The sequence below is a fragment of the Sulfurimonas sp. HSL3-1 genome, from assembly GCF_039645995.1.
GTDB classification, from domain to species: Bacteria; Campylobacterota; Campylobacteria; order Campylobacterales; family Sulfurimonadaceae; genus Thiomicrolovo; species Thiomicrolovo diazotrophicus.
Window position 1 is genome coordinate 1001359 of record NZ_CP147920.1, and the last position, 13547, is coordinate 1014905.

The 13547-nt window shown below is 56.6% G+C and carries 11 protein-coding genes and 1 tRNA gene; 8 read left to right on the forward strand and 4 right to left on the reverse strand.

The annotated features are described in order from the left end of the window. The first annotated feature begins 82 nt into the window (after nt 1-82). The gene (locus WCY31_RS05175; protein WP_345971256.1) at nt 83-652 is read left to right on the forward strand and encodes a YceI family protein; all 570 of its coding nucleotides are present in this window, start codon (nt 83-85) and stop codon (nt 650-652) included. Next, on the forward strand, nt 649-1269 hold the full coding sequence (locus WCY31_RS05180; protein WP_231021006.1) for a DUF502 domain-containing protein: 621 nt from the start codon (nt 649-651) through the stop codon (nt 1267-1269). Before WCY31_RS05175 ends, WCY31_RS05180 begins: the two co-directional genes overlap by 4 nt. Here the strand turns inward: WCY31_RS05180 and WCY31_RS05185 are convergent. Both WCY31_RS05185 and WCY31_RS05190 read right to left on the reverse strand, forming a co-directional pair. Continuing rightward, complete coding sequence (locus WCY31_RS05185) at nt 1253-1726, reverse strand: CYTH domain-containing protein (protein WP_345973468.1); 474 nt, start codon at nt 1724-1726, stop codon at nt 1253-1255. The genes WCY31_RS05180 and WCY31_RS05185 overlap by 17 nt on opposite strands. A 268-nt stretch (nt 1727-1994) precedes the next feature. Continuing rightward, nucleotides 1995-2543, reverse strand: a complete 549-nt coding sequence (locus WCY31_RS05190) for a DUF4136 domain-containing protein (RefSeq protein ID WP_345973470.1) — start codon at nt 2541-2543, stop codon at nt 1995-1997. An 87-nt stretch (nt 2544-2630) separates the two neighbouring features. On the opposite strand from WCY31_RS05190, the gene WCY31_RS05195 reads away from it, so the two are divergent. After that, nucleotides 2631-5030 (forward strand): fatty acid cis/trans isomerase, encoded by a 2400-nt coding sequence (locus WCY31_RS05195; RefSeq protein WP_345973471.1) that lies wholly within the window; start codon nt 2631-2633, stop codon nt 5028-5030. A gap of 68 nt (nt 5031-5098) precedes the next feature. Further along, nucleotides 5099-5386: a hypothetical protein gene (locus WCY31_RS05200; RefSeq protein ID WP_231021010.1), complete on the forward strand. Its 288-nt coding sequence runs from the start codon at nt 5099-5101 to the stop codon at nt 5384-5386. Here WCY31_RS05200 and WCY31_RS05205 read toward each other — a convergent pair. Further along, the gene (locus tag WCY31_RS05205; protein WP_345973473.1) at nt 5383-5928 is read right to left on the reverse strand and encodes a macro domain-containing protein; all 546 of its coding nucleotides are present in this window, start codon (nt 5926-5928) and stop codon (nt 5383-5385) included. The two genes, WCY31_RS05200 and WCY31_RS05205, sit on opposite strands and share 4 nt — an antisense overlap. Before the next feature lie 255 nt (nt 5929-6183). Between WCY31_RS05205 and WCY31_RS05210 the strand changes: the two genes are divergently transcribed. Further along, the gene (locus tag WCY31_RS05210) at nt 6184-7749 is read left to right on the forward strand and encodes an EAL domain-containing protein (RefSeq protein WP_345973475.1); all 1566 of its coding nucleotides are present in this window, start codon (nt 6184-6186) and stop codon (nt 7747-7749) included. Then, nucleotides 7739-8413 carry a hypothetical protein gene (locus tag WCY31_RS05215; RefSeq protein ID WP_345973477.1) on the forward strand — a complete coding sequence of 225 codons (675 nt, stop codon included), beginning with the start codon at nt 7739-7741 and terminating at the stop codon, nt 8411-8413. The genes WCY31_RS05210 and WCY31_RS05215 overlap by 11 nt, the downstream gene beginning before the upstream one ends. On the opposite strand, the gene WCY31_RS05220 is transcribed toward WCY31_RS05215, so the two are convergent. Next, nucleotides 8392-8475: transfer RNA gene (locus WCY31_RS05220), tRNA-Leu, on the reverse strand. The genes WCY31_RS05215 and WCY31_RS05220 overlap by 22 nt on opposite strands. Before the next feature lie 146 nt (nt 8476-8621). Here WCY31_RS05220 and WCY31_RS05225 point away from each other — a divergent pair. Then, a complete protein-coding gene (locus WCY31_RS05225) occupies nt 8622-10826 on the forward strand; it encodes a DNA translocase FtsK (RefSeq protein WP_428837498.1) in 2205 nt (734 codons plus the stop codon). Nucleotides 10827-10982: 156 nt separating this feature from the next. Beyond that, complete coding sequence (gene acnB, locus WCY31_RS05230; protein ID WP_345973479.1) at nt 10983-13535, forward strand: bifunctional aconitate hydratase 2/2-methylisocitrate dehydratase; 2553 nt, start codon at nt 10983-10985, stop codon at nt 13533-13535. Nucleotides 13536-13547 lie beyond the last annotated feature (12 nt).

The following is a 13547-nucleotide window of genomic DNA, read 5'->3' on the forward strand; positions in this document are numbered from 1 at the left end:
GAAATATTACCTCAAGATGCTGATACGTGATTAAACAATGGCAGTTATAATAGCCGGGAAACTTTGGTTCACCAGGAGAGTAATGATGAAAAAGATTGCATTATCGGTTCTCGTTGCCGCCACCGTCGCGATGGCCGACTGCAGCTACAGCAAGAGCGGCGACGTCAGCGTCAACTGGACGGCGTTCAAGACGCCGATGAAAAAAGGGGTGGGCGGGACCTTCCGTTCCATCGTCTACAAAGGCACCGAGAAAGGCGCGTCGCTGACGCAGCTGCTCAAAGGCGCCAAGGTGATGATCCAGACGAACAATGTCGATTCGGGCAATACCGGACGCGACGCGAAGCTGGTGCAGTTCTTCTTCAACCAGATGGACGGACAGATGCTTGAAGCGCAGATCCTCGATATGGATGAAGAAGCCAAAGTCATCCTGGTGGAAGTCATCATGAACGGCAAGGGCCTCAACGTGCCGATGGCCTACAGCTATGAGAAGGGCGTCTTCACTGCCGGCGGGGTGATCGACCTTGGCGACTTCAAAGCCCTCGACGCGCTGACCTCGATCAACCGCGCCTGCTATGACCTGCATGCCGGCAAAACCTGGCAGGACGTTAATATCGGCTTCAGTGTGAAGGTCGAGGAGAGCTGTACGAAATGATCGCCGCCGCCGTCAAGAAAATGATCCGCTTCCTCTTCGTGGGGGCGCTCTCATTCTTTCCGCTGGTGGTGGTGCTCCTCGTTGTCAATTTCCTTAAAAACATCGGGCTCAGCGCCTATTTCCGCCTCAATACCCTGACCGATTCTACCGGCGCGACGGTCCTGCTGATGCTCGGGGTGTTGTCGGCGCTGATCCTGCTGGGATGGACCATCGAACGCTACGGCCGCTCCGTTCTGCTCTCGGCGATCGACCGGATGTTCGAGAAAATCCCCGCGGTCAATACGATCTACTCCGTTTCCCGGAAAATCTCCAATATGCTCACCGGCAAGGATGATTCGGGCAAGAAAGAGGTTGTGCTCGTCGAATACCCCAAAGACGGCGTCTGGGTGCCGGCCTATGTCCTCAACCGCCATAACGGTATCTGCGTCCTCTTCGTGCCGACGTCGCCGAACCCCACCAGCGGCTACACGGTTCTGGTCAAGGATGAGCTCACCGTTCCGGTATCGCTGACATTGGAGGAGGCCTCCTCCTTTATTATCAGCATGGGGGCGGACTTTGTCAAACGCGACGAAGTGACGGATAAGATTCACGGGGCGGGCGTTACGCCTCGTTCTTGAAGCGCACGTAGGGGAGGGTGCGCAGGTTGGAGTTGTAGTAGCGCCTGTCGTCGGTGACCTCGCGGGTCACCCAGGGCGGCATCGCGAAGGTCTCGTCCGCGCTTTCCAGTTCGATCTCTGCCAGATAGAGCCCCGCGTTTTCCCCCTCGAAGATATCGACCTCCCACAGATGCCCCTCGTAGAGGATCTCGTAGCGTTTTTTTTCGATCAGCGGCGCGGGACAGAGTTCTTGCAGCATCGCGAAGGCATCATCAACGGGGACCTCGTATTCGAATTCGCTCCGAACGATGCCCTCTCTTTTGCCTTTGAGGGTCAGGAACGCTTTCGCGTTCTTTGTACGAACCCTGACGGTCACACCTTCGGCGGGGATGTACCCTTGTGTGATGACAAAGGGTGCGGGCAGCTTGGGAAGCAGCGCGGGGTCGATGAGAAATTTGCGTTCGATTTCGATGGCCATGAAGTATTGTAGCGCAGAAAAAAGAGGATAGGGCGCCGGGGCTCCCCGGCAAGAAAGCTGTTAGTGCTTGCGATCGCCGGTGTTGTGATAGAAATACATGCTGTATCCGATCACTGCGACGCTCGGATAAAAGATGCCAAGCAGTTCGATCATTGTTCACTCCTTATTAATAAGGGGCGTATGCTAGCGAAAAAAGTAGCGCTTTTTCCATTCAAAAGAATTGAATAAAAAGAGCAGTTTTTTTCATGATTGTCGGCACCCCGCCGGGTCAGGGCGCTTTACGCTTTTGGGGGAACGTTTTGAGGCTCTCGGCGACGAGCTCGTTAATGTAGACCGTCCGCTCTTCGGGGGTGTCGAAACTCTTGAGACGGTCGGTCGTGGCGGCCCGCCAGAAGATCTTGTTCCCGTCGGGGTTGAGCGCGTCAATGATGATCTGGGCCTCGTCATATTCGTACTCGCGCTGGATCGGCACCGTCATGGACGCCCCGTACCCGTAGCCGTAATAGGGGAAGAAGCCGACCATCTGGAAATCGGTCGTGACCTCTCTTCTGGTGGTCACATCGGTATGGAAAATGAGGATGAAATCCGCCTGCTCCTTGGCGACGGCTGTATAGCCCTTGCGGGTCATACCGGCGGTAATCGCTTCGGCGATACGGCTTTGCGTGAGGGTCGTTACCCCCTCTTTACGGGGATAGACGACGGCAAAGCGTTCCAGGGGGGTGAAATCGAACTTGGGATCGTAATCGCTCTGAACCTGCAGGCTGGAGCATCCCGCAAGCAGCAACAGCAGTGCGACCGAGAATATACGGATGAACATGGCAGCTCCTTTGAGATCATGGATCACGTTGGGTTTGTCCATATTGTAGCAGGGGTCCGGTAACAGAATACGGTACACTTACACCTGATGAAACCGTTACTCTACTCTTCGATCATCCTGCTGTTTTTGGCGTTGGGCGGCTGTGCCCCGAAACCCGTTCCCCCTGTTGCCGTTGCCGTTTCAGAGCGCACCATCGACTACACCAAAGAGGTTCGCCCCATTCTTGACCGCCGCTGCGTGGTCTGTCATTCGTGTTACAACGCCCCCTGCCAGCTGAAACTCAGCGCCTTCGAAGGGCTTGCACGCGGAGCGACGAAGATGGCCGTTTACGACGCCGAAAGGCTCGGCGCCGCCCATCCGACCCGCCTCTTCGTCGATGCAGACACTGCCGATCAGTGGCACGACAGGTACGACTTCTACTCGGTGACGGCCAACGCCGCTTCGGGCCGTTTCAACGACTCTACGCTGATCAGCCTGCTGGAGGCCAAGCGGCAACTGCCCCATAGCGCCGGGGAGTACCGGCCGGAATCCGACGAACTCACCTGTCCGAAGGACCATGACGAACTTGAAGAGTACCTGGATGAATACCCGGAGCGCGGGATGCCCTACGGCTTCCCACCACTGACGAATGCAGAGATGACGACGCTGGCCCAGTGGGCGCAGCAGGGCGCCAAGGGACCGGGCAGCGCGGAGCAGCGGCGGATGAACGCCCCCGCGGAAACCGACAGGAGCGCGCTGGAAACCTGGGAACGTTTCCTGAACATGCCGGATGCCAAACACGCCATGACGGCCCGTTACCTCTATGAACACCTCTACCTGGCCCATATCCGTTTCGCGACCCCGGACGGCGCTTTTTATGAACTGGTGCGCTCCAAAACGGCTGCGCCGGCTGCGATCAAGATCATTCCGACGATAAGGCCCTACGACGATCCGGGCAAGGGTGCGTTTTATTACCGGTTCCGCCGGATCACATCGACGCTGGTACACAAAACGCACATGGTGTTTACGCTCGATGCGGCCCAACTGGCACGCGTCGAAAAGCATTTTATCGAGGCCCCCTGGAACGAGACGCCGCACCTGATGGGGTACGGGGCGAAACAGTCGGCCAACCCCTTCGCGACCTTCGCCCAGATCCCCGCCGCGGCGCGCTACGCCTTTTTGCTTGACAACAGCGAATACATCGTCCGCACCTTTATCCGCGGTCCGGTCTGCAAGGGGCAGGTGGCGCTGAACGTGATCAACGATCATTTCTGGGTCATGTTCCTCGACCCCAAATATGATTTGAGTCTGCACTACCCGAACCTGCTGCGCTTCAACGAGAAACAGCTCTCCGTGCCGGACGAACAGGGGAGCGATTTCCCGGCGTACCGCTTCCTCAGCGACAAGTACATCAAACGCGCCGTCGATTACTATAAAGCCCGGGCGGATTTCTATTCGCTCATCTATACGGAAGGGCTGGGATATGACGCGATCTGGAAGGGAGAAGAGGCCGACGACGCGCCGCTGCTCACGGTCTATCGCCACTTCGACAGCGCCTCGGTCCATAAAGGAGCCCTTGGGGACCTGCCCAAAACCCTCTGGGTCATCGACTATCCGCTTTTCGAGCGCATCTACTACGCCCTGGTCGCGGGGTTCGACGTCTTCGGCAATGTCGGGCACCAGACCAACGTCCGCCGCTATATGGACCGGCTGCGCGTGGAGGGGGAGAGCAACTACATCGACTTTATGCCTGCGGATGTCCGTCACAAGCTCTTCGACGCGTGGAACAAAAATCTCAACCTTCTCGTAGAGAACAAGCTCTTCTACCGTCCGGCGCGCATGCCTACGGCCGTTGCTTTCAAAACAAACGATCCCAAACGCGAATTCGTCGAGCATATTGTCGATCACGAGCTGCTCGGGGAGACGGACATCTCCTTTGACCCGGTGAACTATTTCCACGTGGGGGACGCGCATCCGCCGCTCCCCGAGCAGTACCGGACGCGCGGGGATTATATCCAGGCGTTCCGTGCCGTTTCGAAACCCGGGACGGCCTTTGTCCGTACGATCGACGGGCAGCAGTCGAACCTGGCGTATGTCCGTGTGCGCATGCCCGAGGGGGAGGAGGATATCCTCTTTTCGGTCGTCGTGAACCGTTGGCACGACAACGTCGCTTTCATGTTTGATGAGAAGGGACGTCTCGACCCTTCCAGGGACAGTGCGGATTTCATCTTTGATTTTATCGGTTCGTATCCGAACATGCTGCTCGAGCTGGATGCGGAGGAGGCTCCGGCTTTTTTCGATATGCTCGCACACTACAAGGATACGCCCGAGTATCGCCGCCGCTTCTTTCATTTCGGCATTACCCGGGACAACCCCCGTTTCTGGGAAGCGTATGACTGGTTCCAGAAACGCTTCGAAGCGATGCACCCCGTTGACGCAGGGCTGTTCGACCTGAACCGCTACTACTACCTTTCGCGCTCCCACGGGAAAAAAGAGGGGGAAGAGTAAAGGGGCGGACGCCGGCGGGCGAAATGTGCTACAATGGTCCCAAGCCACTTGAATAAAAGGAGTCTAGGATGTCAAAATCGATGGTTGAGATCAAAACGCTAAAACTGGCGCATACGCAAAACGGCACGATCAGTATCGCGCATATCGAGGAGCCTTACGGCAAACACAGCAGCCCGGTGGTCAGCATCGCCATCGCATTGGAAGGGGCATCCAGCGACTGGAAGGTCCACCTTCCCTACGAAAACATCGATGAGGTGATCAAGGGACTCCAGGAAGCGAAGGCATCCAACGAGGGGATGCCGCATCACGACAAACATACCGAAGACCTGAATGCCGACACCGGCGGCGGCGCCTAAGAGCGCTCCGCTCCGAAGATGCGCTGCATCAGCATATAGTCGCCTTCGGAGTGCGCATACAGTAATACCTCACACTCAAAATCTACAGCACTCCTGAAAAAATCACGATAGATCTCCAGTACACGCCGCTTGTCCAGCCCGCCGACCCCTGTGCCCATCAGCGGCAGCGCCAGCGTGACGTTCTTGTCGTGCAGCGCGGCAAAGGAAGCCAGAGCGGTCTGAATGTTATGGAGGATGGTTGTGATCTCCCCTAGCCGCGGCAGGGCCTCCGTCGCGCCCGGGTTGTAGTCCATGACAGCGGCATGCAGCACGCTGCCGAAACGCGGGCAGCCGCCGGTGGCGACAACATCCCCTTTCTGCAGCTTTCCCGTTTCCCTTAACGCGCGGGTCATTGCGTTCTGCAGGGCCGGGCCGCAGGCGGCTGCGAACGCGCCCGAAACGCCCGAACCCAATGTCAGTACCGTATTGGACGGATTGACGATGAAATCCGATGCCGGTGCGTTCAGGAGGTTTCCTGTTCTGAGGGTTACGTGATAGGCCATGAAGACATTGTAGCATCATCTGCATGGGGGAGGGGAGGGAGCCGATTCATAGATAACATCCATGTCCAGGCGCGGTACCCCTGAAGATCATCATCTTGGAAAAAATGTAGTAACTTTAACAAATTACTACAATATGCTTGACACAAAAGTAGTAATTGTGCTAGCATGGAAAAATGTGTGAAACCGTCGTTGCAGTGATGACGGTGCCAAAGAGGCCCATATGGCCACAAAGAGGATGACTGGACGGAGGGCGCCATGCCGATTCGGACAATTCAGGACAAACACTACAAAGGGATCAGCGAACTCTACCGTAAGTCTGACGGGAGGGTGACGGGTTACTACGTTACTTACCGCGACGAGGAAGGGAAGCCGGTCAAGCGAAGGGTCACGGCCGATGATAAGGACGAGGCGCTTCGCAAACTGGTCGACATCAAAGATGAAGTTGACCGACTGAAACAGGAGAAGGCGATGAGCGCGCTCCCCCTAACCTCTGAATACCCGGGCTCGAAGCATAACGCGACGGCGGCAGGGGCCGTGGACGTCACGCATGAAGTCCACTCGATGCATGATTGCCAGAAGCAGATCTCCGCGTATGAGGGCAACGCCGTTGTCATGCTGATCGACATTGTCGCTTTCGACGACATCCGTATTCTCTACGGATACGAGAACGCGGAGCGGATGGTGGCGGAGCTTGAAACGCAGGTGCGCGCGACGCTTGGCCGGTTCGAAGAGGACGCCCATTTCCGTGCCCTCGGTTCCGCGCCGTTCGATTTCGACCTCTACCATCTTTATGCCGACCGGCTCTGCCTTTTTGTCAAAAACGACTTTTCGCACCGCCTGCTTGATTTCATTGCCGAAAAACTCCACGCCTGTGTATCGGAATACGCCTTTCATGTCGTAGGGGGGAACAACATCCATATCAATGTCTCAATAGGAGCAAGCAAAGCTGACGGCGCCGTCAGCCTGATGTACGCGGAAAAAGGACTGCAGGAGGCGAAGAGGCTGCACAACAGCTACATCTTCTATGACAGCGGCTCCGCCGAGCGTAACACCCATTTTTCCAATAAAACCTATGAACTGCTTCAGGAGAATATCGAGCACAAAAGGGTGACGCCCTATTTGCAGGGGATCTTCCGTAACGGTGAACTGACGAAACCGGAGAAGTTTGAAAGCCTGATGCGGCTGGTAGACCGGCAGGGGCGGGTGCTTTCGCCGGCGGCTTTCTTGGAGAAGTCCAAAGAATACCGCCTCTACACCGAGCTGATGCTCCAGATGATCGACAAGGTCTTTGACGTGCTGGCGCACTACGACATCGCGGTGACGCTGAACCTCTCTTATGTCGATATCAACAACGTGCTTTTAAGAGAGCGACTGCTTGAGAGGCTGGCGAAGGAGAAGCGCGGCAACAGGCTGACGGTTGAAATCCTCGAGAGCGACCAGATCCGTGACCTGGAAATTGTCAACGAGTTCATTTTCCGGCTGAAAAAGCGCGGTGTTTTGATCGCCATCGATGATTTCGGAAGCGGATTTTCGAACTATGACAACCTGCTGAACCTCGAAATCGATTACGTCAAGCTCGACGGATCGCTGATCTCGAATATTCATGACCGCAAACACCGCATTATCCTCGGCAACATGGTCAATATCTGCCATGAGCTTGGGATCGAGACCGTGGCGGAGTACATCAGCGATAGAGGGGTGCTGCGCATGGCGCAGAGCATCGGTGTGGACTATTTCCAGGGGTACCATCTGCACAAGCCGCAGCAGTGGGATGAGGCGCTGCAGAGCTTTGGTTACAGGGAGGCCGCCTATGCATCATGACGACAAACAGCTGTCGGAGATAACGGACAAGACGATGCGCCGGCTGATGAACGAAGCGATCGTTCTGCCTTCAAAATACCGGGAGACCTTTGAAGAGGAGCAAAAGCGTCTGGATGCGTCCCGAGAAGCGGAGGGTGGAGATGCCACGCGCCGTGAGATCGATCTTCTGCGGACCCATCTCTTTTCCGACGACATCACACCGGCGAAAAACCGTCTCTGGCTCTACAAACAGAAGCTCAATGCACGCCAGGGGTTTAACGATGAGGGCTACCTGGTCAGCCTTCGTATCCAGGATTACGGGACGATTGTCGATGAATACGACAGCATCATCGGTAACCGGGTTCTGATGCTCGTCTGCAGCTATGTGATCGAATTCCTGAAAATGCAGCGGGTGAATTTTGAAATTGCCCGCTATGGCGGAGGGGATTTCCTCCTCTTTATGCATCACATTGATGAGGGGGAAGTTGATGCACTTCTAGTCAATATGCAAAACGGCGCCGCTAACCATACGTTCAAACACCGCAGCAGAATTTTCGGGCTGACTTTTGATGCCGCCTCAATCCGCTATCTCGAAAATGAACCGTTTGCTACCGTCATGGAGCAGCTCGAAGAAAAAAGGTTTGAAAAAAGGGTCAAAGAGGGTGGTACCGCTGGCCGGACTTGAACCGGCACGTCCGAAGACAACGGATTTTGAATCCGTCGTGTCTACCATTCCACCACAGCGGCTTTCGCAGAGCCGAATTGTAATGGATGCATCCTTAAAATAGGCCCGCAGCCATCCCAATGGGCGGCCAAAGCACTTTTTGTTATAATCCCTAACATTACTTGAAAAATGAGGATCGTATTTGCGGCAGGCACTTTTTATTACTGTTTTGGCCATCTTGGTATACGCGGGGATCTCGACGATCATCGCGGACGCGGCAGTTATTGGGACGATCGGGGAAATTATCGCCAAGGCGAACCGGGCGCTGTTCGGCTATGTCTCTTTCGCCTACCTTTTTGCCCTGCTGTACCCGCTGTATACCTACTACAGAGACAGTGAGATCAATGTCGAGCGCACCGAGAAGATCCTGGCGGGGATCCTCCTCTTTTTCTCCCTGCTGATCCTGCAGGCGCTGGTGACGGAGGGAACACTGCGCGGTGCCCTTGGCGCCGGGTTCGTCGACTTCCTCGAACCCTATATCGGGGCGTTCGGACTCTGGGTTTTCTGGGTGATGACGGTCACGATCGCCGCCGTGATCCTGGTTGACGCCGAGAAGTTCCCCTCCATGCCCAAACCGAAACTTCCCTTTTCGTTCAGCAAGTCGGACGAGAAGGACGATGCGGTTACGACATCCGATGCGGCCCCGCTCAAAACGCGTGCCGCCGTGACGGAACAGCCGGGACTCTTTGACGACGACCCATTCGATGCGCCCGCGTACGAGCGGATGAAGATGCCTCTGGAATCGGACGATGCGGCTATCAGACTGGTGCCGAAGGCGCAGCAGGAGAGCCCGTTCGAGGATGCGGAAGCAGAGGCAGAGGTCGTGCCGAAAGCGGTACCTGCAGCGAAAGAGGGGACCATTCTTGCAAAGGCCGAGGGGGTACGGCAGAAAAAAAGCGCGCTGATCGTTGAGGAGCTTGATGAAAACAAGAAGCTGCTCGAGCAGATCGAAAAAGGGAAGTCGGAGAAGCCCAAGAACTTCAAGCTGCCTTCCCTCGACTTTTTTCAAAAGCCGCCGAAACAGGGCAACAGCATCGACGAGCGCGAGCTCGATGACAAGATCCGCGACCTGATCGAGAAACTGGCACAGTTCAAGATCGACGGGGACGTTATCCGCACCTACGCGGGACCGGTCGTTTCGACTTTCGAATTCAAACCGGCCGCGCACATCAAGGTTTCGAAGATCATGAACCTTCAAGACGACCTTGCGATGGCCCTGCGCGCCGAGACGATCCGTATCCAGGCGCCTATCCCGGGCAAGGATGTCGTCGGTATCGAGATTCCGAACCATAGCGTCGAGACGATCTACCTGCGTGAGATCTTCGAGAGCAAACTGTTCCAGGAGGCGAAGTCCCCCCTGACAATAGCCCTGGGCAAGGACATTGTCGGCAAGCCGTTTATCACGGACCTGAAAAAACTGCCCCACCTTCTCATTGCGGGAACAACGGGTTCGGGCAAATCGGTGGGGATTAATGCGATGATCCTCAGCCTGCTTTACAAGAACTCCCCGGACCAACTGCGGCTGCTGATGATCGACCCGAAGATGCTTGAGTTCTCCATCTATAACGACATCCCGCATCTGCTCACCCCGGTGATCACGAAGGCCAAACAGGCGATCGCGGCGCTGAACAACATGGTCGGGGAGATGGAGCGTCGCTACCAGCTCATGAGCGAGTCGCGCACGAAAAACATCGAAAACTATAACGAGAAGATGAAGCGCGAAGGCGGACAGCCCTTTCCTTACATCGTCGTCATCATCGACGAACTCGCTGACCTGATGATGACCTCGGGCAAGGATGTGGAGTACTCCATCGCCCGCCTAGCGCAGATGGCACGAGCGTCGGGGATCCACCTGATCGTCGCGACCCAGCGCCCCTCCGTGGACGTCGTCACGGGACTGATCAAGGCAAACCTCCCTTCACGCATCAGCTACCGCGTCGGCCAGCGTGTCGACAGCAAGATCATTCTGGATGCCCAGGGGGCGGAGTCGCTGCTGGGTCGGGGCGATATGCTCTTTACGCCTCCGGGCGCGACGGGGCTGATCCGTCTGCATGCGCCGTGGAGTACGGAGGAGGAGATCGACCATGTCGTCCAGTTCCTCAAATCCCAGCGCGCGCCGCAGTATGATGAATCCTTCCTCGCCGAGAGCGGCAGCAGCGGCAGTACGGGTGACGAAGGGACGATTGAGGATATGGATGAACTTTACGAGGAGGCGAAGGAGATCGTCCTTGCCGACCGCAAAACCTCCATCAGCTACCTGCAGCGCAAACTCCAGATCGGCTATAACCGTGCCGCGCGTATCATCGAACAGATGGAACAGCGGGGTCTGCTGTCACCTCCCAACGCAAAAGGAAACCGCGATATCATCGGATAAAGGGAGGCCTGGCCCTGCTTGGGCCTCAACTATGTTTCAAAACTAAACACATTGGCAACAAAATCTCAAAAATAGGTTACGGTTTGTAACACTAGAAACCTTCTTGATTCTTTCCTTCGCTATAATCTCTCGAAATCTTATTTACAGGATAAAACGATGGCTTTTATGGACGAATATAAAGCGCATGTAACAGAGCGTGAAGCTCTGGGCGTACCTCCACTTCCTCTGTCTGCGGCGCAGACCGCTGACCTGATCGAAATGATCAAGGCAGGCGAAGGCGATATGGCCGAAAATATCGATCTTCTGAAAAACCGTGTTTCTCCGGGCGTTGACGACGCCGCCTATGTCAAAGCGGCGTTCCTCAATGATGTTGCACAGGAAAACGTGAGCGTTGCGGCAATCGCACCGGACGCGGCGGTCGAAATGCTCGGCATGATGCTGGGCGGCTATAACGTTAAGCCGATCATCGATGCCCTCTCATCTTCCAATGCCGCCGTTGTTGACGCGGCGATCAAGGCGCTGAGCCATACGCTGCTCGTTTATGACGCGTTCAACGATGTCGAAGAACTGCACAGAGCGGGCAATGCCGCCGCAACGAAAGTGCTTGAGTCTTGGGCGAACGCAGAGTGGTTCACGTCCAAAGCCGATCTGCCTGAAAAAATCACCGTGACCGTCTTCAAGGTTCCGGGCGAAACCAACACCGACGACCTCTCCCCGGCGTCCGAAGCCTTTACACGTTCTGATATCCCGCTGCACGCAAACTCCATGCTCACGGCGAAGATGGACGACCCGATGGGTACGATCAAAGCCCTCAAAGAGAAGGGCCACCCGGTTGCCTACGTCGGTGACGTCGTCGGTACGGGCTCTTCCCGTAAATCCGGTATCAACTCCGTGCAGTGGCACATGGGTGAGGATATCCCGGGTGTTCCGAACAAGCGCACCGGCGGTGTCGTTATCGGCGGTATTATCGCACCGATCTTCTTCGCGACTTCCGAAGACTCCGGCGCACTCCCGCTCGAGATGGATGTCACGCAGATGGAAACCGGTGACGTCGTCGACATCTATCCGTTCGAAGGCAAAGCGGAGAAGAACGGCGAAGTGATCGCTACCTTCGGCCTGCGCCCGAACACGATCACGGACGAAGTCCGCGCCGGCGGCCGTATTCCGCTGATCATCGGCCGCGGTCTGACCAAGAAAGCGCGTGAAGTCCTCGGCATGGGCGAGATCGAGCTCTTCCTGAAGCCGGAGCAGCCGGCCGATACGGGCAAAGGGTACACCCTGGCGCAGAAGATGGTCGGTAAAGCGTGCGGCCTCGAGGGCGTCCGCCCGGGCATGTACGTCGAGCCGGTTATGACCACCGTCGGGAGCCAGGATACGACGGGCCCGATGACCCGCGACGAGATCAAAGAGCTGGCGGCGCTGGGCTTCAATGCCGACTTCGTCCTGCAGTCTTTCTGTCACACAGCGGCTTATCCGAAGCCTTCCGACATCAAGATGTACCACACCCTGCCGGACTTCATCTCCAACCGTTCCGGTGTCGCACTGCGCCCGGGCGACGGTGTTATCCACTCCTGGCTCAACCGCATGTGTCTGCCGGACACGGTCGGTACCGGTGCGGACTCGCATACGCGTTTCCCGATCGGTATCTCCTTCCCGGGCGGTTCGGGTATCGTTGCATTCGCGGGCGTTACCGGTTCCATGCCGTTGACGATGCCGGAATCCGTACTGGTCCGCTTCAAGGGCGAACTGCAGCCGGGTGTTACGCTGCGTGACCTAGTCAACGCGATCCCGTATGCTGCCATCCAGAGAGGCGAGCTGACCGTCGAGAAAAAAGGGAAGAAGAACATCTTCGCAGGACGTATCCTCGAAATCGAAGGGCTTCCGGATCTGAAAGTCGAGCAGGCGTTCGAGCTTTCCGATGCCTCTGCAGAGCGTTCTGCCGCGGCCTGTACGGTTCACCTCAACAAAGCGCCGGTCATCGAGTACATCAAATCCAACATCGTTCTGCTCCAGAGCATGATCGATGCGGGCTACCAGGATGCACGCACCCTGGCACGCCGCAAAGAGAAGATGGAAGAGTGGCTGGGGAACCCGGAACTGATGGAAGCGGACAAAGACGCCGAGTACGCAGCGGTTTACGAAATCGACCTGAACGAGATCACGGAGCCGATCCTGGCGTGTCCGAACGATCCGGACGACGTTGCGACCCTCTCTGAGGTTCTCGCAGACGAAAACCGCCCGCACAACATCGACGAGGTCTTCGTCGGTTCGTGTATGACCAACATCGGTCACTACCGCGCCCTGGGTGAAGTCCTCAAGGGCGAAGGCCAGGTTCCGGCGCGTCTGTGGGTTGTCCCGCCGACCCGTATGGATGAGCAGCAGCTCCAGGAAGAGGGCTACTACGCGATGTACGGTGCCGCCGGCGCGCGTACGGAGATCCCGGGCTGTTCCCTCTGTATGGGGAACCAGGCTCGTGTCGCTGACAACGCGGTCGTCTTCTCGACGTCCACGCGTAACTTCGACAACCGTATGGGTAAAGGTGCGCAGGTCTATCTCGGCTCTGCCGAACTGGCAGCCGTCTGTGCGATGCTCGGACGCCTTCCGACAAAAGAGGAGTACCTCGAGATCGTACCGAAGAAGATCGCCGGCAAAGAAGCCGACATCTACAAGTACCTCAACTTCAACCTGCTCGAAGAGTTCGCGCTCTAAGCAGGCTTCCCC